The sequence below is a fragment of the Streptomyces sp. UF-297 genome, from assembly GCF_058245575.1.
The window spans coordinates 108,607-132,382 of record NZ_JBSIBZ010000013.1 but is presented as its reverse complement, the minus strand read 5'-3'; the positions used below and the strand labels follow the sequence as shown (position 1 = coordinate 132,382).

Sequence of the window (23,776 nt, the reverse complement as noted above, 5' to 3'; positions counted from 1 at the left end):
GCGCCCCCCGGCCCCTCACCCACATGGGCCTGACTTCTCCCTCATTGCTTCTCCCTCATTCATTACTTCTCCCTCATTGCGGACCGGCGCACCACCACGAATGACCACCACCCTGGTGATCACGCACAGTTTCCCCCCCCATGCCGCCTCGGCGCCCAACCGGACGAAGAACATCCGCTCAGTCGATGACCGCGGCGGCTTCGACCTCGACCAGATAGTCGGGGGCGGCCAGCGCCGCGACGCCAACCAACGTGCCCGGCGCCAGCGGGGTGCCTCCCAGCTTCGCGCCAGCCTGGACGCCCCCATCCAGCAACAGGGGCATCTCGTCGGGGTCCAGTCGACGACGTAGACGGTCAGCTTGGTCACGTCCTCGAAGGAAGCACCGACCTCGGCCAGAGCCGTGCCGATGTTGAGGTAACTCTGCGCGACCTGAGCGGCGAGATCGCCTTCGCCGACCGTGACCCCATCGGCATCGACGGCGACCTGCCCGGCGATGAAGACCGGCTGAACGGCGCCTGCCCGTGCTGACAGCGGGCGTCCGCCGGTGCTCGGCGGACGCCTGATTTGTATGCCAATCGGGCGCTATCAGGGTTGGAAACAGTTCCGCACCCAACTGACACGGAAGTGCCAGTGCGAGGCGGCCCTCTTGCACCGCCCTGGGATCAGGTTGTTGCTGGACTGCGAACGAAACACACCACAAGGGGATCTGTCGCGCGCACCCGCCTCAGGGAATTCATATTCCAGGCAATGGAATGCGTGATTCGTTGCCAGCATCCGGAAAGCAGCGTTCGTGCTGGGGTTCCCGTAAGGCGTGAAACCCGATTCCGCTAGGGTGGATGCTGGGTGCGAGCGCTGGGGCTTTCGTTTTTAAGAAGCCTTGGTGACGATGCACTTGGGGCGGGGCGAGCGACTTGCGCATCGAACGTTGACTTATCGTGTGGCTACCCAGGGGGTGTTGAGACAAGATGTCCCGGATCCTTGGTCAATGGGCGGCGCCACAGGGGGGGCGAGCTGCATGGTGGTTTCCTGAATTGGTTCACCGTCGGCATCGGAGTTCTTGCGCTTCTCGGAATCGTGGCGGCTTGGGACAAGAGGCAACAGCGCAAACGGCTTCCTCGGCAGCAGCGTGTTGAAGAACTGCGTCACACCTTGCGGACAGGGGTGCCGAATGTCCGTGGGCATGTGCGTGTCAGCCCGTCCGCGTTCCCAGGAATCTCTGATCTCCAGGCGGGGGACATCGCGCGCGAGGAGGGTTTCGTCCGGCAGGACCATGGAGCGAAGGGACAGTGGCTCTTCTACCGGGTAGGTACGCTGCCTGGTTCCCCGGCAGCCGATGCCCATGGCGGTCCCCTTGCGGAGCGGCTTCGCCGGAGCCCGGCTGCCCAACACGCCGCACGCCGGATCAGCGAACGTGAGGGTTTCGACCCGCTGGACGCAGCGACACTGGAGAACGCCCAGAAGGGCATGCGGGAAATCCGCACCAAACGCGACCGGGCTGTTGTTGTCCTGTTCCTCTCCCTGATAGCCGGCGTGTGCGTCACTGTGCCCCTTGGCGCCCTGTAGGTGAGAGGGGAGATGATCGGCGATCTCTCCGAGAGCGACTGGCCCTATTTCGCGGGCGCCCACGCTCTTGCCATAGTGCTGCTGGTCTGGGCGGTTAGATCATTCCGACGAGTGCGGAGCCTGAATAAGGAGGGCGCCGAACGCTACAGCCCGGTTATGTCTGCATACCAGGAAGTTGCTCGTGCGTGGGAGCAAGAAATCCAACAGCATCAGCATCGGGACGGCCGATAACAACAAAGGGGGGGCATGGCTGACTTCACAGTAAGTCTCGCCGAGCTTCGACGGCTGAAAAAGAAGCTGGAAAACTGCGAAAGCCAAATGGAAGAGGCGCTGCGACGGATGAAGGACACCGGTCCCAAGAAATCTGGGGAAGCGATCGCTTGACAAGGCTTGCGAGGACTTTGAAGATGACTGGCAGCACGGACTTAAAGAGACGAAGAAGCGCTTGAAGACCTTGAATGACGCACTGCCTGCCATCCTCAAGGCCTATGAGAAGACCGAAGAGGAAGTTCACAGCGCATTCCACGGCTCCAAAGAGGGATCGAAGTGAGTGACGACTGGAGTGGGCTCGGTTGGAACCCGACACCAGGCCACCCGCACCTGGCGACAAACCTCGCCAACAACCTCAAGCGGACGGCAGAAACCCTGCAGAGCACTTTCGAGCTACTGGACTCTCTCAGCAAGGAGCGCTCCTACTGGACCGGGGAGGCGTCCAAAGCGTTCGCGGAGAAGGTTGAGGACCTTCCCGACTATCTGCAGAAGGCGCACAACTCGCTGAAAGGCGCCAGTGGCGAACTGGCCAAGTGGGGCGACGGACTGCACGACATGAAGGTCAAAGCCCGGCATTACGAGGAAGATGCGAAGGAGGCCAGGAAGCGTGCCGAGGAGGCCATGAAGGCTTATCAGTCGGCTAAGAAGCACCCCGACTTTCAACTGGCTGGGCAGACATTCGAGACCAAGAGTGAACTCGACAACTCGCAGCACCGACTGGACAGCGCTCAGGACAAGGTGGACGCTGCTGTCAAGAAACTGAACAGCGCCAACGGTAAGCTTAAAGACCTGATCGACGATGCGAAATCTCTGGAGCGGCGTCATTCCGATACCGCACAGGATTATGCCGACGCCATCCGGAAGCATGCCAAGGACCATGCCCCCGATGGTGGATTCTGGGCTGGTCTAAAAGATTGGTGGGATGAACACGGAGGGGATCTCCTCACGATTGCGGCCACTATCGTAGGCATCGCCGCTATCTTCGTTCTCCCGTTGGCGCCGCTGGCTGTTGGCCTGAGCCTGGCTGCTGCCGCTCAGCACACTTATCAGTACGCCAAGAGCGGCAAGGACATATGGCCGCCGACGTCAAAGAACCTCAGCGAGTGGGCAACTCTGGGTGGAGATCTCCTCGGGGTTGTCCCCGGGGTCGGCCCCGCCGTTAAAGGGGCCAAAGCTGCCATTACCCCGGGCAAGTCCGCTTTCACTGCCGCTCGGGGAGCTGGCGCAGTGGCCAGAACTACCTCGACCGTGACGCAGGCATCAAAAACCGGTGCACGGCACTTCTGGGACATTACCAAAGCCGCAGACCCTTCTGACCGTGTCTTCGGTACCCCGGTGGAATGGGCACTCAGCAAGCTCCCTCACGCGACGAAGGCGGGTGCGCAGAGCGGTGCAGACCTGGTCCAGGCCGGGATTACCGGATATTTGGCCTGGCCGACCGCACAAAGCCTGCAGATGGGGTGGAGCTACTCCGATGAACAAGGGCAGAAAGTTTCCAGTGATGCCACAGACAAGACTCTAAAAAACGACATGCTGGCAGGGGCAGGGGCGTCTATCGACCCGTTGAAGAAGATCTTCTCCGTCGCGAAGGCCCTGTAGTGTTCCACGAGAAAACTGCCGCCGAGTCCTCCGAGTTGCTCCCGTTGTGGTTGAGAGTTCCTGATGGATTTCACACGATCGATCTCGAGACAGACCCGCATGAGCGCATGGATGCGCATTTCGAGAGTCTTTCTCTGCTCTCTCCTTCGGCGAGTCGGGAGCAGCTGGTCGCCGGCGTCCTCAGCTTCGAAGCTGCGCTAGTAGCGATGCTGAGAGAAGGTCTGGTGCACGTCAGTTCCTTCGCTCTGCGCACCGACGCGGATGAACTGCTGACAGGGCTGTGCCAGATCTATGTCCTGGACCGGCCCTCAGGAGATTCAAATCTCTACGCTCACAGCGTGCTGGAGGCTTACCCAGCTGCGGACTCCGGTCTACGCAAAGGCATCGTGTCACTGCCCGCCGGCCTCGCCGCGGTTGTCGTCAAGGCTGAACAGGTCACCGCCCCCGGGTCGTTCTTCGATGTGCCGACCGACATCTCCTCCGATGTCTGTTCCGTCACCTTCCAGATGGCGTTTCCACACGTCGCCCAGGCGGTTGCGATCACCCTGTCTACTGAAAATTTCGAAGCACTGGAGGACTTCCTGGAGTTGGCGACAGTCGTCGCGGCAGGAACCTCCTTCACGGCGCCGCCGCACGCCTCGACTTCCCAGGAAAGGCCCGTCGCGTCCGCCCACAAGACCAAGGAAGACATCCGGCGCACCTTTGGGTGATACATCCGGTGACCACGACAGGCAGCGCGCAGCCTCTGGGACCCGCCGCGAGGCCCGTGACCCACTGAGCGCTCTCAGAGTGGTCACTCATCTGGTGGTGCGGCTGCGTGCAAAACGGCCGGAGCCTCGGGGCTGTCAGGCGAGGTGTCGAGGTCTCAACTCGTCAGCCCGGGGGCTCCATTGCTTACGCAGTCTGCCGCAAACGCTCGTGGGAACGGCCACGATGCTCATCGCCCTTCGGCAGGGCAACCGCCGATGCAAGCCGCGCCCGTCTGCGCGTGCCTCGGTCGCGCTGGCGCACCTCCGCGAGCACGACACCCTCGCCAGATCGCGGCCGGGCTCGGCATCAGCGTCGGCACCGCCCGCTCCGCCGTCCGGCTCCTGGCCAGCCGGGCGCCGAGTCGTGCCGTACGGAGACCATGACGATCGACTCAACTGGTGTTCGATGTGCGGGTTTTATGATCTTGTCCGTATAGTCGAGACACATGGACGAAGGGGATAGCAGAGAGCCGCTGGGCCGGCGCGCCCTGCGTGTCGCACTGCCCGTGACCGGTGCCTTAATGGCCCTAGGGCTCTTGTGGCTTCTAGCGTGGGCCATGGGCTGGTGGACTCCAGGATTCGCCTTGTTGTCAGCGAAGTTGGCGACGCTTGGTGGGCTCATAGCCCTGGCCATCCGGTCCAAACAGCAGCGTTGAGACAGCCAGCCCAACACGCCCTGCCCCTGACAGTGAACAGTTGTCAGGGCCGCATCCCACGGCACTGTCGATGACGGCATCGAAGTCGACGTCTGTCGTGGCGCTCTCGGCGGAGTCCGAAAGGTGACGCTTCGCCCTTCGATTTTCGATTCCTCTCCAGGTCACCCATGCGAGGGCGCCGTATCCGCTCGGCGAATCTTGGCCAGATCTGGAATTGGCTGCTGCGAGCCCTTCCGGCAAGGTGGACGCCTCACGGGGGTGAGCAGATGGTCGAGTTCTGTGTGCTCGGGGAGATCGCGGCGTCTGACGGCGGCGCCGCAGTGGAGCTGGGCCCAGCGCAGCAGCGTTCGGTGCTCGCCGCGCTGCTCGTGGACACTCCTCGCACGGTGTCGGTGGATCAACTCGTCGAACGAGTCTGGGGAGAGCGTGCACCTCAGCGGGCCAGGGGGACTCTGTACAGCTATGTGTCCCGGATACGGCAGGCACTGGCCGGGACCAATGCGGGCCCGGTACGGGAGCAGGGCGGATACCGTCTGACGGTGGAGCTGGAAGCGGTGGATGTGTTCCGGTTCCGTGAGACAGTTTGCCGGGCCCGCGCGACGGAAGGCGGCGAGCGGGCCGTGGTGCTGTGGGAGGAGGCACTCGCGCTGTGGCAAGGGGAGGCATTCACCAGTGCGGACACCCCGTGGTTCAACGCCCAGCGTGCCTTCCTCAACGCCGAACGGCTTGCCGCCCAACTGGACCTGACCGAGGTGAGACTGTCACTGGGCCAGCACACCCAGGTGGTGGCGGAATGTGCTGCGCGAGCGGAAAGCCATCCACTGGACGAACGGGTGGTAGGGCAGCTGATGCTGACCCTGTATCGGTGCGGGCGCCAGGCTGAAGCACTGGAGTGCTACGACCGTACCCGGCGGCAACTCGCCGAGGAGATGGGCGTCGACCTCGGCGCCCCACTGCGGCGGCTCCATCAGCAGATCCTCACCACCGACCCCGAGCTGACCCTCGCCCCGCCTGCGATTGCCGCAAGGAGGTTCGCACGGCCCGTGCCGCAGCAACTACCGGCTCCACCAACGGCATTCGTGGGGCGCAGTCACGAACTTGCCGCTCTCGACAGCCTCTTGAACAGGTCCGGTGACAGGGGCAACGTACTGGTCATCTCGGCGATCGGCGGTACGGGCGGCGTCGGCAAGAGCTGGCTGGCGCTGCACTGGGCCCATGAGCACCTCGACCGGTTCCCCGACGGGCAGCTCTATGCAGCTCTGGGCGGCTTCGGCCCGTCCAACGAGCCAGTACCGCCGGACAGGGTGTTACGCGGTTTTCTCGATGCCCTGGGCACCTCACCTCAGGAGATACCCGCGGACGCGGAAACCCAGGCCGGGCTGTACCGATCCCTCGTCGCTGACCGCCGACTGCTGATTGTGCTGGACAACGCCCGCGATGCCGACCAAGTCCGCTTGCTGTTACCGGGCAGCGCCAGCTGCATGGTCCTGGTCACCAGCCGTAGCCACCTCGGCGGCCTGACTGCCACGCACGGCTCGCAGTACCTGGCTCTCGACACGTTTTCCGACACCGATGCCCGCCAGGTCCTCATCCACGCTCTAGGACAGGAGCGGATGGCTGCCGAACCCGCTGCGGCAACCGCTTTGCTGCGGCGGTGTGCCGGATTGCCCTTGGCCCTGGGCATCATCGCCGCCCGCGCCGCCATGCAGCCCGCCTTTCCACTCGCCGTGCTGGCCGAGGAACTCGACGATGCCACCAGCAGGCTCGACGCCTTGCACACTGGAGACCTGGCCACGGACCTCAGAGCGGTGTTCGATACCTCCTACCGAGCTCTTGACACCCGTGCCGCGCAGGTGTTCGCGCTGCTGGGACTGGCACCGGGTCCGGATTTCAGTCTTCCCGCCGCCGCCAGTCTCATCGGAATTCCCCTCGCACGCACCCGAGTCGTTCTCCGCGCATTGGAGGCGGTTCACCTGATCCAGCAGCACACCCCGGGCCGCTACCGCATGCACGATCTTATCCGCCTCTACGCCACTGAGCGCGGCCATGCCCAACCCGCCGACATACGGAATGCCGCTTTGCGCCGCCTGATCGGCTTCTACGCTCACACTGCCTGCGCAGGCGACCGGTTGCTGTCCCCCCATCGCACACCGATCGCGGCAGGCCCGTCCGAGGCCGCATGCGATCTTCCCGTCCTCCATGAAACAGCAGCCATGCCCTGGTTCGAGGCCGAGCATCCCTGTCTGCTCGCCGCACACCACTTCGCGGTGAGATGCGGCTGGCGCAGACAGGCGTGGCAACTGGCCTGGTCCTTGGACACCTTTCACTGGCGGCAAGGTCGCCTCCCGGACCGCATCGCCATGTTGCAGGCAACGCTCTCTGCCCTCGAAACGCCCCGAGAGGAGCCGGCTACCCGAGCGCTCGCCCACCGGCTGCTAGGACGCGCCTATGTTGCCCTCGGCGAGCACGACCAGGCATTGGATCACCTACGGCAAGCCCTCACCCTGTTCGAGGAAGCCGATGACGCCGCCGGTACGGCGCAGAGCCATCTCAATCTCGCGCTGGCCTGGGAGCAACGGAGCGACGATGCGCAGGCGTTGGCACATGCTGTCCAGAACCTTCGCATCCGCAGAACGCTTGACAGTCCTCCCAGAGAAGCCGAGGCCCTCAACGCGGTGGGCTGGTATCACGCCCGCCTCGGACACCACCGACAAGCTCGTAGCTTTTGCGAGCAGGCCTTGGCTCTGTGCCGTCTGCACCACTTCCGTGAAGGCGAGGCCTTCACCCTGGACAGCCTGGGCTTTCTCGCTCACCGCAGCGGCCAGCACACCGTCGCTCTGGACCACTATCGCCAGGCTCTCACCTTACGCCGCGAGCTCGGGGACGCCTACGAGGAGGCCGATGCCCTGGCATGCCTGGGTGAAGTCCACCATGCCCTCGGCCGGCCTGCCCAAGCGCACCATGCCTGGAGCCAGGCTCTTGACCTCTATCGCGGCCAATACCGCACAGCCGAAGCGCACCGCGTACAAGAACTCCTGGACGTTCTCAAAGATTCGCGGACCAATTAATGCCTATGGCCCCACACAGCCATTCCCGGCGGGGGCAACTCCAATGAACTGAACAGGTTGACCGGGCAGTTTGCGGCCCTATCAGCACCGCATCCTTCCATCTGCGCGTGGCTTCGACACTGCCCCGGCCAGTGTCTCGGAATGGGCCTAGTACCACGCCATCGTTCCTGCGGCGTGCCGTCTGATGGAACCAGACAGCTCTGGATCAGCCGCCCTGCCATGCCCTGAACGCGCCTGCGACGATGAACTATTCGCGCACGGGGCGCAACCGAGCTGGCTCATCGCCGCTCCCCGCACCTTCGTTCGATCCCTGAACGACTCTGGAGGAGTGTCCCGTCATTCTCTGCAACCGACGCCCTTCACAGCCGTCAGGGGCCTGGGAGGAGGTACGCCGAAGGTCACAGTGATCGGCAGGGCGTTCGGCCGCGTGGTCCCGCACCCGCCGTGAAGCGAAGCAGGACCACGCGGGGTTAAGGTCGGGGGTACTGGGTCAGCGCTTTTCTACCGCTCCAACCTTCACAGTCGGGATGGGGTTCCCGGCAGATATGTACACGCGGAGTGACTCACCCGGGCGGTAGGGGCCGGTGGCCTTCTTGGTTTGCCGGTTCCCCGTGCACTTCTTCAAGCCGGTATCGAGGATGGTTGCGTTCTTGTCCACGTTCTTGATCGTGATTCGGGCGTATGCATTCTTCGTGCACGTATACCAGACGCCGTGGTTCTTGACGTTAGTAGTGTACGGGCGCGAATTCCACTTACGATTGTGCTCCGCGAAGTACACCTTGGTGATCTTCGAAGGCCCCCAGACGTAGCGCCAGCTCGCACGCTGCAGGCCTGTCTGGTCAGCTGCCTGCTCGTGTTGAGCCGTTATCGAGGCGGCAGATTGAGCGGCCACAGGAGCAGCGGAAGCCGGCATCGATGCCAGCCCACCGGCGAGCGCTGCGGTGACAGCACCAATTGTCGCCAAACGTCGTGCGTTCATGTTTCCCCTTCAGTTTCCGTCTTGCTCTCGGCCTATGCGTCGGCCGATGAGTACGTACTCCTGATGCGGGAGACTGCCGTGCCCCGAACACCAGGACCAGGCACCACCATTGCCCACTCGCTTTGAAAGAACCTTGGCGGAACCTGAAGCAGCCAGCTCAAGAGGTGTTTCCTTCAGCTCAGCCACAAGGCTGTGGGCCGAGGGTCCCTCCGACGAAGGGATGGGCGCGGCGGCGTCACCATCAGGGGTACGGGCGCCAAGCGGATCTCCGGGGCCGGCGTGCAGCGTCGCATGGGATGCCGTAGCTCGTTGCCGCACGGCAGGATCGAGGCGGAGGAGACGAGGGTGAGCGGCAGCGACACGCCTCCGACCTTGCCGGTCTTGCGGTCTTCGCCTCAGGCGTTGAACAACCCGCTGGGCCTGGAGCCGAGGCTGTTGACGAGGACGGTGGCAGCGGCGACGGCGGCGGCCGCGGTCATCTCTCGCGCTGACGGTCTGCAACGGAGAGATGCTCCCGGCACGGGTGTCCTGAAAGGGGTGGGGGCGGGTGTGGATTCCGAGATGTGAGATGTGATGTGGTTGATGTTTGCGGCGTCTCCGTCGGTGTGCTGAAAGGTTTCGCACGGGTAATTGTCGTTTACCTCTTCTGTGTAATAGCCGGACGACTCTCTTCGTTGTCACGCTGGGCTTGTTGTCTGGTGCTGGCCTGTGACGAAAGGAGCGGCCCGTGTCGGTTCGTACGGGGCCTGAGACTGCAGTCGCACGACGACGTGCCCAGCTCAGACGACCTGCTTTCCTGTCTGCGCGGCACCAGGCTGTTCCCGCCCCAGCGGCGCGCTGTCACCGCCTTCGGGTACGAGGGCAAGAAGCGGTGCCTGGGGCCTGGGGTGGTGGGTATCGGCGGCCACCGCCTCCCGGCTCGGCGCGATGTCCCGACGTGTCCGTGCGACAAGAGCGCCGTTGATGTGCCCACGCGGCGGAGGCCTTTGCGGTCACCTCATGGCCATCGGTCAGCCCCAGCCTTGGGGTCGGCTGTGGATGTCTCGTCAGCGACGTCTTCTCTGACCGGAGGGCTGTCCAGCGCGGAGCGGAAGTCCAGAATCCCGTCCTGGTCGTGGGGCGGGTCTTCAACTGGGCCCGGCCGGCTGCGCTGAAGATCGTCGACGGCTTCGTACGTTCCCGCATGGAACGGTTCCAGCGCGCGCCTGAACAAGACCTGAACTTGAACTGCCGCCCTTGTAGGACGTGTTGCAGCCGATAGGTGTGCATCGGGCCGTCAGGGGCGGTCGCGTGGAGGAATCCGGGGGGGCGGGCTCGCGGAGATCCGCCGCTGGCGTCGCGACGCACGCCGGGACAGCGGCGTCCGACTGCCGGACGTACACCACGCCGTGCTGGCCCAGCGGTGCCTGCTGACCGAGGTTCCGGCAGCGGCGGGAGCCGCGCCCTGGAGGCTCAACCGGTGCCGTACGGGCTCACGGATCAGAGACGAAGACGGCGACGTGCAACCGGCCGGGACGGCCCCGTGCGGGCGGTGCGCTGAGAGAGGTCACAACCGTGCGAAGGCCTCGGTGGATCAGGTGGAGGTGCGATCGGCGAGAACGGGGGAAGGGGATATCCGGCGCTCTCGTGGACGACTGCCGGGCCAAATGGGGGCGGTACTTCGACTGTCTGGATTCTGATGGAGACGGTTGGGTGGACCGCCGAGACCAGGCGATCTCTGCGGAGAGGATGAGTCAGGCCTTCAGAATTGCGGGAATCACCGGGCATTACCGCAGACGTCTGATGGGGTCCCGCAGCCTGTGGTTGTTGGGCGTAGGGAGCGCCGTCGGCGGCGTCAGCAAGTCGGAGTTCTGCGACAACCTCGCCTCCCGTTTCGTGTCCGAAAGGAAGCGGTTTCTGCGCTGCCTCGACAACGTGGCCGTGGCGCTGGCCGAGGTCGGCGACGCCGACGGAGACGGCCGCATCGGGCCGGAGGAGTTCCTGACGCTGATGGAATCCGGTTTCGGCGTTCCCCGGGAATCGGCCCATCGTGCGTTCGCCCGCCTTGACTTGGACGGCAGCGGCTACCTCGAGCACGGGGAGATCCAGAAGGCCGTTCGCGACTTCTTCACCCCGTGTGACCGCGACAGACCGGGCAACTGGCTGCTCGGCCCTCCTCCCTGGAGCCGGTCGCCCAGTGAAGGACAGGCAGGCGCCGATGCGAACTGACGGTCGCCGAGCGGGCCATGGGGGCCGCGGGTACTGGGCCCGCGCGGCTGCCGTGCTCGCGGTTGCTCTGCTGCCGCTTCTCTCCGTGAGCGAGGCCCGCGCCGCTGAGTCACGGCCCCGCTGCGCGGTCGGAATTCTGATCTCCAATCTGTACGACCTGAGCCCGCGGGACGAGTCGTTCTCCGCCAAGTTCGATCTGTGGACGACCTGTCGCGGCCCGGACGGGCTGGCCCCGCTCACCTCCCTGGATTTCAGCGACGCCGAGCACATCAGGTCGGAGGCCACGGAATCCCGGATGGTCAACGGCAAACGGTGGACCATAGTGACAGCGAACGCCACCTTTCACCACGACTGGGAGATCGAGGACTTCCCCTTCGACCGGCACCAGTTGGACATCCGCGTCCACATGGCGCGTACCACGCGCGAGGAGGCCTTCGCCGTCGACCGGAAGGGCTCACTGCTCTTGCCGCACATCAACCTGGGCGACTTCGCCTTGACGGGCTTCCGGGTCGAGCCCGCCGACGTCACCTATCCCAGCACTCTGGGACACCCCTCCCACACAGCCGAAGCCGACCGGCGCCACTCCGGGTTCCACGCCTCCATCTCTCTCCGGCGGGCCCACTACGCAGGTTTCCTCACCTCGATCTCACCCTTGTATGTCGCGGTGGCCTTTACCGCCATCACGTTTCTGATGACCTCGCGCAGCAGCGATGTGATGCTGGCCCGCTTGGGCCTGGCCGGTTCGGGGCTGTTCGCGGTCGTCATCAATATGCAGGTGACTCACTCACAGCTCGGCATGTCCGGGCTCGGCCTGTCCGACCTGCTGCACATCGCAGGGCTCATCTTCGTGATCGTCGCGGTCGCCACCACCATCGCCTGCTGGCAGAAGGTCACCAAGATGGAACACGTGCTGAGTCTGAAACAGCTCAATCGCAGCTTCGGCCTGTGGGCCGTCACTGTCTACGCGCTGTTCAACCTGGCCGTTTTCGCCTACGGGGGATGGTGGCTGTGAATCCCCTCTGCCCGCGCGTCACCTGGTCCGTCGCCGCCGCGAGTGCCCTGGGCATCCTGGCGCTGGGCGCACTGCTCCTGTCCGCCGGTCCGGCCGGTGCCGATACGGGCCGGCAGCACTGCAGGTACGGCATTTACGTACGCGAGTTGAAGGACATCAACCTCCCACACGACAACTTCACCGCCACATTCGATCTGTGGTCGCTGTGTGACCAGAACCGCCGCATCGGCCGTGCCGATTTCCTGTGGACTGTCAACGGGACCATGCTGCGCAAATCCCTGGTCCGCATGGACACCACGCCGGGGGGCTACTGGCGTGCGGTAAAGGTGACCGGAACCTTCCACAAGACCTGGTCCATGGCCCGCTACCCCTTCGACCACCAGACCTTGCAGCTCATGATCGGCACGGGATACACGAGTACGGATGACACCGTCGCCAGCGTGGATACCGAGCACTCAGCCATCGCCCCCGGTCTCGCCGCGGAGGGCCTGCATCTGCGCGACTTCACCGTGCAGCCGGGCTACCTCTCCACGGATTTCGCCGAGGGAAACCCGGCCTATGTCCCTGGCTCCGAAATCCGCTGGAACACCATGACCGTCACCATCGACATGGTGCGGCGCGGCTGGCTCAGCCTTATCCCTCTTCAGGCACCGCTGTGGGCGGGGGTCATCGCGGCCGCCGTGAACTACTTCTTCACCAGGCGCGTACTCTCCGTCATCCTGGGGCGGTTGAGCCTGGCCGGAGCCGCCGTCCTGACCATTGTCTTCAACACCCAGCAGACCCACGACCAGCTGAACACCACCGAGCTGACCACCGTCGACATCCTCCAGGTCATCGGGCTCGTCTACGCCTGCGCATCGGCCGGAGTCACCGCCCTGACCTGGGTCAGGATCACCCAAGGGGCCTCTGAGGGCTGGGTGCGGCGTTTCAACCGATGGAGTCTGATCCTCACCACCACCGCCTATCTGGCTCTCAGCGCACTCGCTATCGCCATTGCCCTGGACGACCACATCGACGAGAACGTCATGCCGATAACTGCCTGCCCGGACCAGCCAGGGGCCTGCATGTTCTGGCGGCAGCCCAGCACCTGATACCCGATGAGCGAGCGGCACGAGCGGAGCAGAACTCCCGGGCGCTGCCTTCGTTGGGTGAACGTGAACGTGGACATCGCACTGCAGCAGCACTCCCGGAAACTGGTACTCAGGGTGTTGCGGGCCTGGAGCGACGGCCGGATCTCCCGCTCCGAAGCGATGACGGTGTCGTCGGACGCTCTGGCGGAGGCAGGCGAACGCCATGGAGAAGCCGGCAGCGCTCAACTGACCCTGACCACCGGCCATATCGCCGGTCGGCTGTGGCACAGCCGCCGAAGGGATCAGCCCGAGCAAGGGCTGCAGGACCTCCTGCAGCCGCCCGCCGAGCTCCTCGACGTATCCGTGGGCCCACATCTGTCGCACCTGCTGACCGTGTGGACGGATCACGCCGACGGCCGGTGCCCCCTCCCCCAGGCCATCGCCGAGACGCAGTCCGCCTACGCCAGGGTGGAGCAGGAGTACGGAGTCGCCGGGGTGTACACGCTGTACATCATGACCGCGCGGCTGGCCGGTGCCCTGACAGTGCTGACGGCCCAGCGATCCGGGCTGACGACCGAGGCTCTGCTCGACGCCGTCACGGCGCAGGTGTACGAGCCACCGACCTGACACGGCGTCCCGTCGCCCTCGTCCGTGCCTGAGCCCACTGCGAACGCGGGCTGCCGGCCGGACTCGGGCAGACGCGTGCGGCGTAATCGACAGCCAACCACCCTACGATCGGGGGCACTTCCACTTCTCACAACGATCGTGCGGGCAGGTGATGCTGCGATGACCGCGGAAGCGTTGGCGATGTTGCGGGCGGCCGGAGCCGCAGGGGTCGAGCACCCCGGGGGCACGCTGCTGGCACATCTGCGACGAGTCAGTGGCCTTCTCTCCGCGTGGGGCGCTCGCCCGGCGCTGGTATCGGCCGGGCTGTGTCACGCCTTCTACGGGACCGACGGATTCCCTCTCGCGCTGCTGGACCTGGGGCACCGGGCAAAGCTGGTGCAGGCGATCGGCGTCGAGGCCGAGGCAATCGTCCACCTTTACGCCTCCTGCGACCGCGCATCCTCTTACCGCGGACTGACCGAGGACGCGGGTCCGTTCCTCGACCGGTTCTCCGGGAGAGCGGTGCATCCGAGTCTCCAGGCGCGTCGCGACTTCGCCGAGCTGACCGCCGCCAACGAACTGGACATCGCCGCAGTCAGCCCGGAGTTCCGCACCCGCTCCGGTGCGGACCTGCTCGGCCTGTTCACCCGTTGGCGGCCGCTGCTGTCCGAGCCTGCGTGGGCGCATTGCCGCAGCGTGCTGGACCAGGCCGATCGATGACCGCCGCGCTTCCTGAGCCGTGTGTCCAGGGCCAGTGAGTCCGATGCTCCGGACTGAATCGGCTGTGCGTGCCGGGCCCTCCCGATGAATTCACGGGCTTCGCACTCGGGCAGTGTCAGCCGGTGAATCCCGGTACCACCAGGCCGGACTCGTAGGCGATCACGACTGCGTGGGTCCGGTTCTGGGCGCCGAGCTTGGTCAGTACGTTGCCGACGTGTGTCTTGACCGTCTCCAGGCTCACGGTGAGGGACTGGGCGATCTCCGGGTTGGACAGGCCGGTGGCCATCAGGCGCAGTACCTTCTCCTCCCGTCCGGTCAGCGCCGCGTTCGGCAGTGCCTCGGCGGAGTCCTGCGGGCGGGCGGTGACCATGCGGCGCAGTGCCGTCGGGAAGAGGATCGCCTCGCCTGCCGCCACCACCCGTACCGCTTCGGCGATTTGGCGGACGGGGAGGCGTTTGAGGACGAAGCCGCTGGCGCCTGCGCTGAGGGCGGCGGTGACGTAGTCGTCGTTCTCGAAGGTGGTGATCACTACGACCTTCGGTGGCTGGGCCGACTCGGCCAGGAGTTGGCGGGTGGCGTCGATGCCGTTGCGGCGTGGCATCCGTACGTCCATGAGGACCACGTCCGGCCGCAGCTGCCGCGCCTGCTCGACGGCTTCGATGCCGTCGGCGGCCTCGCCGACCACCGCGATTCCCGGCTGCGCGGCGAGCAGCATGCGCAGGCCGCTGCGGGTCACCTCGTCGTCGTCCGCGATCAGGAGCGTGACGGGGGTGGTGGCGGGGTCGGTGGCGGTGTCGGTCGTGGCAGCTGTGATCATCTCAGAGCCCATCATGCCGCCACTCGTACGGGCAGGCGTACTGCCAGTCGCCAGTGCTCCGCCCCGTCCGGGCCGGCCTCGAAGTCACCGTGCAGCAGCCGTACGCGCTCGGCCAGGCCGGGCAGACCGTGCCCGGACGTCGGGAAGGTGCCCCGGCCCGGTCCCGGGTCCGTGCCCTGCCCGGTCCGGTTGACCACGCTCAGCTCCAGTTGGTCCGGCGCGGCCGCCACGCGGACCTGGACCGGGCCGCCCGCGCCGTGCCGCAGCGCGTTCGTCAGCCCCTCCTGCAGAATCCGGTACGCCGCGCGGGAGAGCGTCCCCTGCGCCTGCGCCCACTCGCCCGACAGGTCCGGCTCCACCTCGGCGCCCGCATGCCGCAACCGCTCCAGCAGGTCGGGCAGGTCGGCCAGGGTCCGGGTCGGCGCGGTCTCCGCTTTCTCCTCGCGCAGCACGCCCAGCACGTAGTCCAGGTCCTCCAGGGCGGCGCGGGTCGACTCCTCGATGCTGCGCAGGGCGGCCCTCGCCGCCACCGGGTCAGCGGCGAGCACCTCGCCCGCCACCGCCGCCTGGATCGTGGTCGCCGTCAGCGTGTGCCCGATCGAGTCGTGCAGTTCATGGGCCAGCCGGTTGCGTTCGGCCAGCCGCTGCTCCCGCTCGGCCGCCAGCGCGAGCCGCTCGGCCGACGACAACCCCAGCAGTCTGGGCGCCAGCCACCGCAGCGCGCCCGTCACCGTCATGCACACGAGCGCCGCCAGCACTACGCAGACGAGCGCCGCCACCCAGCTCTGCCAGCCGCGCTCCGGGCGCAGCGTCCAGCCGAACAGGCTCAGGCCCACCTCGGCGCGGAGCCAATTCCCCGGGAGGGTCAGGCCCAGGAGGAGCAGCACGCCGCCCACCAGCGCCCCCGTCCATCCCAGTGCCACGTGGAGCAGCAGCCACAGCGGAGTCCGCCAACGGTCGGCCCCGGACGGCACGGTGGGGGCCGGTCCGGCGGCGGGGGAGCTCGCGCGCTTGCGTACGGCCGCCGGATCGGGCAGCTGTACCTGCAGCAGTCGGCGGGCGGACACGATCAGTAGCCGCCGCGTGGTGCGGGCCAGCCCGACCGCGCCGGTGAGCGCTGCCCAGACCAGCAGGGTCAGCACGATCTGCACTCCATAGGGAGCGGATGGCCACGCCAGTGCCGGCAGCGCTGCGACGGGCAGCAGTGGAAGGCTCGCCAACGCTCCGCAAGAGGCGAAGAACATGCCCGAATACGTGGAGCCGCGCAAAAGCGGCCGGATTCCCCTGATCATAGGCGGCCAGTATCGCTGGTCGACTCACCGGCGTCCTCCCTCGATCGGGGGAGGACTTTTTCCCGCCTTCCCGCGATGTGCAGCCGTGCCGCCGGAATCCATGATCGTGGCCTGCCCAGCGGAAACGGAAGGACGGCAGATGAACACGCAAGAGACGGTGCCGCCGCATCACACGGCGTCGGCCGAGGCGGTGTCGGGTTGGACGGCGGCGGTGCCGCTCCCCGGCCCCGGCTATGGAATGCAGCCTCCGGCCGGAAAGAACGGCCTGGCCGTGACCGCCATGGTGCTGGGCATCATCGGCTTGAGCACCTCGATCTTCTTCATCGGCGGCCTGCTCGGCGTCGTCAGCCTGATCCTGGGCATCGTCGCTCTCGCGTCGGCCAAGCGAACCGGCGTCGGGCGGGGGAAGTCCCTCACCGGCGTGGTGACGTCGTTCCTTGCGATCGTGGTGTCCGTCCTGGTCGCCGTCCTCATGGTCTGGTACGCCAACAAGACGCAGGCGTGCTACCAGCCCTCCAGCTTCCAGCAGTACAAGCAGTGCGTTCAGCAGCAGCTCAGCGGCGGCTGACCGGCATCAGGCTGCTCGGCCGGTACCGGTACGACGTACGGCAACTGCTGTTCCGCAGCCGTGAATTCATGCCCAGAATCCCGGCGATGGGCCCGCTTCCCTCCCGCGCACGAGTGCATGGAAAGCGCGGAAGCACGGAAAGCGCAGAAAGCGCAGAAAGCGCCATCGCATCTCCCCCAGCAAGGACGAGTATCACTGTGCGAAACACGCGCATAGCTTCTCTTACGGCCGCTGGCATCGCGGCGGCTTTCGTTTCGACGCTGACGCCTGCGACGGCCTTTGCCGCATCCGGAGCCTCGGCTGCCAAGGACCCCCTGCGTCCGTACACGCAGCAGAAGCTGACGTGGGAGCGCTGCGATCCCGAGAGCCCGGCGGCCCTCCAGTGCGCGACGCTCAAAGTGCCGCTGGATTACCGCAATCCCGGCGGCGAGCAGATCGACGTCGCAGTTTCGCGGATGAAGGCGACCAGCACAAAGGAACGCCGCGGTGTTCTGCTGTTCAACCCGGGCGGTCCCGGCGGTCCGGGCCTGCACATGCCGGTCGTGCTGGAAGCGGATCTCCCCGGGAAAGTGAAGCGACAGTACGACCTCATCGGGTTCGACCCCAGGGGCGTCGGGCGGAGTTCTCCCCTCGCCTGCGGCCTGACTCCCGACGAACAGAACTTTGAGCGCCCGTACAAGGCCGAGACCTTCGCGAAGGACGTGAAGTGGGCCCGTACGGTGGCCGACAAGTGCCGCGCCGAGGGCGGTGGCACGCTGCGGCATCTCACCACCCGCAACACCGCCCGCGACATGGACGTCCTCCGTGCCGTACTGGGCGAGAAGAAGCTCTCCTACCTGGGGTTCTCGTACGGCACGTACCTCGGCGCCGTGTACCTGCAGATGTTCCCCCGGCAGGCCGACCGCTTCGTGCTGGACAGCGCAGCGGACCCCGTACGGTACGGGCGAGGCATGTTCCAGGCGATGGCCAAGGGGACCGAGCTCGCCTTCACGAGGTGGAGCCGATGGACCGCCGAGCGCCACGCGACGTACCGACTGGGCACTACCCCGGCCGAGGTCCGCAAGAGCTTCTGGGACCTGGTCGCCCGGGCCGACCGCGAGCCCATCGACTCCGGCGACGGCCCGCTCACCGGTGATGGCATCCGTGCTCGGCACGCCACGTTCTTCCGCGCTCAGCAGGCCGCCGCATGGGTCGCCGGGCTGAAGCAGGCGGCCGAGGGCGAGAAGCCGGCCCCGTCCGGCACGCCCGGGCAGGCCCCGAGCCCCGTTCCGCCGGCCGACGCCCGTGACGACTCCCCGGACAACCAGGCCTCCAGCGCCTGGGCGGTCATCTGCGGTGACACCCGCGCAGCGTGGCCGGGCGACCCCGAGCAGTACCGCCGCGACGCGATCCGCGACAAGGCCCGGTATCCGCTGTACGGCGATGTCGCCTCCAACATCAAGCCGTGTGCCTTCTGGAAGCCGGGCAGCGAGCTCCCGACGAAGGTGCACAACAAGGTCAGGGCACTGATCCTGCACAACGAGTGGGACCCGGCAACGCCCCTGGCCAGCGGTCAGGCCATGCACCGGGCCCTGCGCGGCTCCCGGATGGTCACTGTCGCGGGCGGGGAGGGGCACGGCGTCTACGGAACCAACCCCTGTGCGGACCACAGCGCCGCCGTCTATCTGACCACGGGCAGGCTCCCGGCCAAGGACCTGACCTGCCGGGCGTCGGCCGGGTAGCAGGCCACCTCCCGCACGCTCGCCAGCCGTCCGGGCGGCCGCATACGGACAGCCCGGGCCGCCCTACACCGCTGATCTTCCAACGATTTCCCAGGAGTTGACTCATGCGTGAGCAGACAGGACGGACAGGGCAGACGTTGCCTTCTTCCCGGCGGCAGTGGAGCGGTCGGCGCAGAGCCGCGTCGGCCGCGGCCGCGCTGGCCGTCGGCGCCGTGGCGCTGGGCCTGCTGGTGCAGCCCGCGGCGTCCGCGGAAAGGCCGGACAGTGTCCGGCAGGGCCTGACCGAGCTGGTGCGCTCCGACGGCGTGCCCGCTGCGCTGGCCGGCGTCAAGGACCACGAGGGCCACACCCGTACCTACACGGCGGGCGTCGGCGACCTGGCAACCGGCGCGAAGGTGCCCAGGGACGGGCAGGTGCGCATCGGCAGCAACACCAAGGCGTTCACGGCGGTGGTCGTGCTGCAACTGGTCGGCGAAGGGAAGATCGGCCTCAATGCCCGGGTCGACACCTATCTGCCGGGTCTGGTCCGCGGGGAGGGCATCGACGGACGCCACATCACCGTCCGCCAGCTCCTGCAGCACACCAGCGGGCTGCCCAACTACGTCAAGTACCTCGACGACAAACCCCGTTACTACACCCCGCGCGAGCTCCTCGACCGCGCCCTCGCGCACAAGGCGGACTTCGCCCCCGGGAAGAAGTGGGCGTACAGCAATACGAATTACGTGCTGGCCGGCCTGATCGTCGAGAAGGTCACGGGCCACTCCGTCGCCCAGGAGATCGACCGGCGCATCATCGAACCCCTCGGCCTGCGCCACACCTACTTCCCCGCCCCCGGAGACACGACGATCCGGGAAGCCCACCCCAAGGGCTACGACAAAGACGCGAAGGGCGCCCCGCTCGACGTCACGCAGTTCGACCCCTCCTGGGGCTGGTCGGCAGGCCAGATGATCTCCACCAACTCCGACCTCAACCGGTTCTACAGCGCGCTCCTGGGCGGCCGCCTCCTGCCCAAGGCCCAGCTCGACCAGATGCGGACCACCGTCCCCGCCGAATACTTCGGCCGCGGCGCCCGCTACGGCCTCGGCCTCGTCAGCAAGCCGCTGTCGTGCGGCGGCGTCTACTGGGGCCACGGCGGCAGCACGACGGGGTACGAGACCCGGGGCGGCGCCGCCGACCAGGGCCGCCGCGCCGCCAACGTCGCGGTGACCACCCAGCCGACGGACAAGGCCGTCATGGACCGTGTCGACAGCGTCGTGGACACGGCCCTGTGCCGCCGCTGAACCGCGCCTCTACGGGGAGGAGAGCGACCTCGGCGCGACGGTGGCCCCGGCACACCTGCGAGGGGGAGCCCCGGGCCCTCCTTGGGACAAAGGTGGCGGAAGGCAGGATTCCGGGTCCCGGAAATACGCCACTGACCAGGGAGGATCGTGTCGCAGCAGCTGGGGCCGCTGGAGCTGGTGGGCGATCGGTGGGCGGCGGCGCACCGGCTGGGCGCCCCGGAGTGGTTGAGCGAGGCAGTTGCCTGGCTGGCGGCGCTGGATGTCCGGTCGAAGTGGGCGGTGGCAGACGGGGGCCTGAACGCGATCATCGAGGGCCTGCGCACCTGACGACGCCCCGGACTGCTGCGACGGGGCACCGGGGCTTCGTCCCCCGCCCCTGAGAGCCGCGAGAGCTCACGGCGCCGCGCTCGCCGCACGGCGGCCGCTCCGGTCACGGCGTCCGGGGCTGCGGTGCCGGAGGCGAGACGCAGGTCGCGTGCGTTGATGTCACACCGTGCGGGAGCCGTTCCGTCGTAGAGGTGTAACCACCAACAGCGACACAGGAGTGCGCCATGGAAGCTCGGTTGGATCTCTTCGCCAGCACGGTCGCGGCCAAGTTCGGCAAGCACATGGTCGCTGCGGGCAAGGTGCTCGCGGACTCGACGCTGCCGGCCGCGACGCAGGAACTGGTGAAGCTCCGCGCCAGTCAGATCAATGGCTGCGGTTTCTGCACCGACATGCACACCAAGGAGGCCGCGCACGCCGGGGAGACCGCGACGCGCCTCCACCTGGTGGCGGCCTGGCGGGAGGCCACGGTGTTCACCGAGGCCGAGCGCGCCGCGCTGGAGCTGACGGAGCAGGGCACCCGTATCGCCGATGCGGCCGGCGGCGTCACGGACGAGGCCTGGGCGAATGCCGCCCAGCACTACGACGAGGAGCAGCTCGCCGCCCTGGTGTGCTCCATCGCGCTCATCAACGCCTTCAACCGCGGGAACGTCATCGTTCAGCTGCCCGCCGGTGACTACCGGCCCGGCCAGTTCGCATAATCCCGTCGCCTCACCAGGAGGCTCTGGCCGGGGCTGCCGGTGTCCTGCTGCGGCGGCGGCACGCGCCGAGGTGCCCGCTCGTCACGACGGTGGGCCGGTCGCGTCAGGCGGTGGGCCGGCGCAGCAGGGTTTCGGTGAAGTGGGCGCTGAAGTTGCGCGGGCCGGTGCCGAGGGCCACGCGGCCCGTGTGCTTCTCGCGGTCGAGGATGTGGGGCGGGTAGGCGTAGGTCCCGGCCCGCTCCTGCGTCAGGAACGCGGTCTGGCCGCGGCCGAGTTCGCTCGCGCACTCGACGACGACGGTGCCGGAGCCGGTGGTGATGAAGGACTCGTCGGCCGCGACGCCGACGGCCAGCGGGTCGTGCAGGGGGCAGGAGTCCTGCCCGCGGATCGTGGCGTACACCTTCAGGTACGCGCGCATGATCCGGGCCGTCAGCTCCTGCCCGGGGCCCGCGGCCTCGAGTCGGCCCAGGTCCTCGTGGGTGAAGTGCCAGCCGTGCGTGGCGTCGAGGCCGACCATGGTGTACGGGATGCCGCTGGAGACCACGATGTCGGCCGCGTCCGGGTCCGCCCAGACGTTGAACTCGGCGAGCGCCGTGACGTTGCCCGGCACCTGGGCGGCTCCGCCCATGAACACCAGCCTGCGCACCCGGTGGGCGAAGCCGGGGTCCTGCAGCAGGGCGGTGGCGATGTTGGTGAGCGGCCCGGTGGCGACGACGGTCAGCCGGCCCTCGTAGCGCCGCGACAGCCGCAGGAGCGCGGCGGCCGCCGGCTCGATCTGCTCGGGCACCGTGGAGTCCGCGAGCACCTCCTCGCCCAGGCCGGTCGGGCCGTGGAAGTCCGAGGTGCTGTCGACCCGGCTGATGGTGCGGCCCGCGCCGGGGTGCACGGGGACGTCGCCGTCGATGCCGAAGGCCCGGGCCAGGCCGCGGGCGTTGCGGAAGGCTTGTGCCATCGGGACGTTGCCGCCCACGGCGGTGTACGCCTTGAGGTCCCACAGTCCGCTGCCGAGCAGGTATTGCAGGGCGACGGCGTCGTCCAGACCGGGGTCGCTGTCGAGGACGATCGGCGCGAGAGTCACACCACACCTCTTCATTTCTCGCTTCAGGAAACGTTTACCAAGTAGGGCGGCACCAACCGTTTCCGGATCGATAGGCGGGCAGACGTATCCGGGAAAAACGGGCGTGATGGGGTTACTTCTGCTCGCTGATCACCCATCAGATCGCGTCCTTTTTCGTCAATGTGCGTGACCTGGCGGGAGTTCAGTTCGGGTGCCATCGGTAGGTTAGGCTTCCGGCACAGCAAACGAAGGGCAGGCAGGGGGTCGCATTGCTGCCTGGCGGCGAAGTGAGGGGTGTCGCGATGTCGCATGTGTCGCATGTCACGCAGGGGCCGGGGCGAGTTCGTACGGAAACCGCAGAAGTCGGGCGCGGTGATTCGATATTGAATTCTCTGCTGGGTGCGAACCATTTTCTTCGGGACGAGGAACGTAAGGTTTACGGCTGGATTTCGGGGGCCGTGCACTGCGGCGTCGAAGAGATAGCTGAGGGCACCGGCCTGCCGCGGCAGGACGTGGAGAAGTCGCTGGACCGGTTGATTCAACTGCGGCTGGCGCGCGTCGACCCGGGGTCCCCCTCCGGCTACTTCGCGGTGGCGCCCGAAACGGCGCGGGTCGAGTTGCTGGGGCCGTTGCAGCGTGAGATCGACCAGCGGCAGCATGCGGTGGACCACGCGCGGGCGGTCCTGCACGAGCTCGCCGATGTGTATCAAGAGGGAGTGGCGCAGTGCGCGGGGCCCGCGCCGGTGGAGGTCGTCGCCTCGCCGTCCCAGGCCGCCGAGCTGATCACGCAGCTGGCTGCCTCGTGCCGTTCGGAGATGCTGCTCTCCGAACCGGATGTGACGGCCGCGGTCGCGTCCCTGACGAATTTCCAGTCAGGCGGTAAATGGGTTCTGGGAGCGGATGTCCGGGTCCGCACGCTGTTCGCGCACACGGCGCGTTTCCGGCGAGAGCTCATCGAACTCATGCAGACCCAGGCGCAGCGAAATTCTTTGTACCGCACGCGCAGCGACAGCTTCATGCCGCTGATTGTTTTCGACGGGCAGGTCGCGGTCCTGTCCGATCAAACGCGTCCTGGCGGAGTCGTTCTGGTGCGGGATTCCGCCGTTGTCGCGTTCGCGGTCGCGGCCTTCGAGCGAGCCTGGAACCGGGGAATCGAGTTCAGTACGTCGTACGAGCGCCATGTGGTGGACGAGCTCTCCGAGAGCACCAAGCGCACCATTTTGCATCTCATGGTGCAGGGCGTTGAAGACCGGTTGATCGCGCGGCGGTTGAATATGTCGCTGCGTTCCTGTCAGCGTCACATCGAGGTCATCATGCGGCGTCTGGGGGCCAAGAACCGTATGCATGCGGGGTTTCTCGTCAGTGAGCGCGGGCTGCTGAACGAGTGTGAGGTGCCGGTGGAGTCGGAGTGCCGTTGACGGTGCGGATGCGGCAGGTCCGACTGCCAGGCGGCGGTGTCCGGCGCGACGCTCCCCCTGGCGTGGCCCTCTCCCACGCGCGCCGCTGCTCCAGGCAC

21 protein-coding genes and 2 pseudogenes are annotated in these 23,776 nt (G+C 66.8%); 17 read left to right on the top strand and 6 right to left on the bottom strand.

Annotated elements, in window-relative coordinates; translation table 11 throughout:
- Positions 1–178: 178 nt before the first annotated feature.
- Both AC4IJH_RS10975 and AC4IJH_RS10970 read right to left on the bottom strand, forming a co-directional pair.
- Positions 179–531: pseudogene (locus AC4IJH_RS10975) on the bottom strand (RidA family protein).
- Positions 532–930: 399 nt separating this feature from the next.
- Positions 931–1,626 (bottom strand): hypothetical protein, encoded by a 696-nt coding sequence (locus AC4IJH_RS10970; RefSeq protein WP_490851406.1) that lies wholly within the window; start codon positions 1,624–1,626, stop codon positions 931–933.
- A 183-nt stretch (positions 1,627–1,809) separates the two neighbouring features.
- On the opposite strand from AC4IJH_RS10970, the gene AC4IJH_RS10965 reads away from it, so the two are divergent.
- The 5 genes and pseudogenes from AC4IJH_RS10965 to AC4IJH_RS10945 all read left to right on the top strand — a co-directional run bounded on the left by AC4IJH_RS10965 (position 1,810) and on the right by AC4IJH_RS10945 (position 7,905).
- The gene (locus AC4IJH_RS10965) at positions 1,810–1,947 is read left to right on the top strand and encodes a hypothetical protein (RefSeq protein WP_490851405.1); all 138 of its coding nucleotides are present in this window, start codon (positions 1,810–1,812) and stop codon (positions 1,945–1,947) included.
- 162 nt (positions 1,948–2,109) lie between these two features.
- On the top strand, positions 2,110–3,432 hold the full coding sequence (locus AC4IJH_RS10960) for a putative T7SS-secreted protein (RefSeq protein ID WP_490851404.1): 1,323 nt from the start codon (positions 2,110–2,112) through the stop codon (positions 3,430–3,432).
- Complete coding sequence (locus AC4IJH_RS10955) at positions 3,432–4,142, top strand: hypothetical protein (RefSeq protein WP_490851403.1); 711 nt, start codon at positions 3,432–3,434, stop codon at positions 4,140–4,142. The genes AC4IJH_RS10960 and AC4IJH_RS10955 overlap by 1 nt, the downstream gene beginning before the upstream one ends.
- 223 nt (positions 4,143–4,365) lie before the next feature.
- Positions 4,366–4,541, top strand: a pseudogene (locus tag AC4IJH_RS10950) (helix-turn-helix domain-containing protein); the annotation flags it as partial.
- Between the two features lie 562 nt (positions 4,542–5,103).
- Positions 5,104–7,905 carry an AfsR/SARP family transcriptional regulator gene (locus AC4IJH_RS10945; RefSeq protein WP_490851402.1) on the top strand — a complete coding sequence of 934 codons (2,802 nt, stop codon included), beginning with the start codon at positions 5,104–5,106 and terminating at the stop codon, positions 7,903–7,905.
- 490 nt (positions 7,906–8,395) lie between these two features.
- Here the strand turns inward: AC4IJH_RS10945 and AC4IJH_RS10940 are convergent, their stop codons facing one another.
- On the bottom strand, positions 8,396–8,884 hold the full coding sequence (locus AC4IJH_RS10940; RefSeq protein WP_490851401.1) for a hypothetical protein: 489 nt from the start codon (positions 8,882–8,884) through the stop codon (positions 8,396–8,398).
- Positions 8,885–9,447: 563 nt separating this feature from the next.
- Here AC4IJH_RS10940 and AC4IJH_RS10935 point away from each other — a divergent pair.
- From AC4IJH_RS10935 to AC4IJH_RS10910, 6 genes are all read left to right on the top strand, one after another.
- On the top strand, positions 9,448–10,038 hold the full coding sequence (locus AC4IJH_RS10935; RefSeq protein ID WP_490851400.1) for a hypothetical protein: 591 nt from the start codon (positions 9,448–9,450) through the stop codon (positions 10,036–10,038).
- Positions 10,039–10,576: 538 nt separating this feature from the next.
- Positions 10,577–11,092, top strand: a complete 516-nt coding sequence (locus AC4IJH_RS10930) for an EF-hand domain-containing protein (RefSeq protein ID WP_490851399.1) — start codon at positions 10,577–10,579, stop codon at positions 11,090–11,092.
- 85 nt (positions 11,093–11,177) lie between these two features.
- Positions 11,178–12,104, top strand: coding sequence for a ligand-gated ion channel (locus AC4IJH_RS10925; RefSeq protein WP_490851398.1), 927 nt, complete (start codon positions 11,178–11,180; stop codon positions 12,102–12,104).
- A complete protein-coding gene (locus AC4IJH_RS10920) occupies positions 12,101–13,195 on the top strand; it encodes a hypothetical protein (protein ID WP_490851397.1) in 1,095 nt (364 codons plus the stop codon). The genes AC4IJH_RS10925 and AC4IJH_RS10920 overlap by 4 nt, the downstream gene beginning before the upstream one ends.
- A gap of 57 nt (positions 13,196–13,252) precedes the next feature.
- Complete coding sequence (locus tag AC4IJH_RS10915; RefSeq protein ID WP_490851396.1) at positions 13,253–13,801, top strand: hypothetical protein; 549 nt, start codon at positions 13,253–13,255, stop codon at positions 13,799–13,801.
- 159 nt (positions 13,802–13,960) lie between these two features.
- Complete coding sequence (locus AC4IJH_RS10910; RefSeq protein WP_490851395.1) at positions 13,961–14,500, top strand: DUF6817 domain-containing protein; 540 nt, start codon at positions 13,961–13,963, stop codon at positions 14,498–14,500.
- Between the two features lie 115 nt (positions 14,501–14,615).
- On the opposite strand, the gene AC4IJH_RS10905 is transcribed toward AC4IJH_RS10910, so the two are convergent.
- The gene (locus tag AC4IJH_RS10905) at positions 14,616–15,317 is read right to left on the bottom strand and encodes a response regulator transcription factor (RefSeq protein ID WP_490851394.1); all 702 of its coding nucleotides are present in this window, start codon (positions 15,315–15,317) and stop codon (positions 14,616–14,618) included.
- A gap of 11 nt (positions 15,318–15,328) precedes the next feature.
- Complete coding sequence (locus AC4IJH_RS10900) at positions 15,329–16,459, bottom strand: sensor histidine kinase (RefSeq protein WP_490851393.1); 1,131 nt, start codon at positions 16,457–16,459, stop codon at positions 15,329–15,331.
- Positions 16,460–16,559: 100 nt separating this feature from the next.
- On the opposite strand from AC4IJH_RS10900, the gene AC4IJH_RS10895 reads away from it, so the two are divergent.
- The 5 genes from AC4IJH_RS10895 (at position 16,560) to AC4IJH_RS10875 (ending at position 21,203) form a co-directional block, all read left to right on the top strand.
- Positions 16,560–17,177, top strand: coding sequence for a DUF4190 domain-containing protein (locus AC4IJH_RS10895; RefSeq protein ID WP_490851392.1), 618 nt, complete (start codon positions 16,560–16,562; stop codon positions 17,175–17,177).
- Between the two features lie 197 nt (positions 17,178–17,374).
- Positions 17,375–18,898, top strand: a complete 1,524-nt coding sequence (locus tag AC4IJH_RS10890) for an alpha/beta hydrolase (RefSeq protein ID WP_490851391.1) — start codon at positions 17,375–17,377, stop codon at positions 18,896–18,898.
- A 104-nt stretch (positions 18,899–19,002) separates the two neighbouring features.
- Positions 19,003–20,178, top strand: coding sequence for a serine hydrolase domain-containing protein (locus AC4IJH_RS10885; RefSeq protein ID WP_490851390.1), 1,176 nt, complete (start codon positions 19,003–19,005; stop codon positions 20,176–20,178).
- A 147-nt stretch (positions 20,179–20,325) separates the two neighbouring features.
- On the top strand, positions 20,326–20,505 hold the full coding sequence (locus tag AC4IJH_RS10880; protein ID WP_490851389.1) for a hypothetical protein: 180 nt from the start codon (positions 20,326–20,328) through the stop codon (positions 20,503–20,505).
- 224 nt (positions 20,506–20,729) lie between these two features.
- Positions 20,730–21,203, top strand: a complete 474-nt coding sequence (locus tag AC4IJH_RS10875; RefSeq protein ID WP_490851388.1) for a carboxymuconolactone decarboxylase family protein — start codon at positions 20,730–20,732, stop codon at positions 21,201–21,203.
- A gap of 103 nt (positions 21,204–21,306) precedes the next feature.
- On the opposite strand, the gene AC4IJH_RS10870 is transcribed toward AC4IJH_RS10875, so the two are convergent.
- Positions 21,307–22,281, bottom strand: coding sequence for a nucleoside hydrolase (locus tag AC4IJH_RS10870; RefSeq protein WP_490851387.1), 975 nt, complete (start codon positions 22,279–22,281; stop codon positions 21,307–21,309).
- Between the two features lie 281 nt (positions 22,282–22,562).
- On the opposite strand from AC4IJH_RS10870, the gene AC4IJH_RS10865 reads away from it, so the two are divergent.
- Positions 22,563–23,678, top strand: a complete 1,116-nt coding sequence (locus AC4IJH_RS10865; protein WP_490851386.1) for a LuxR C-terminal-related transcriptional regulator — start codon at positions 22,563–22,565, stop codon at positions 23,676–23,678.
- The last annotated feature ends 98 nt before the right edge of the window (positions 23,679–23,776 follow it).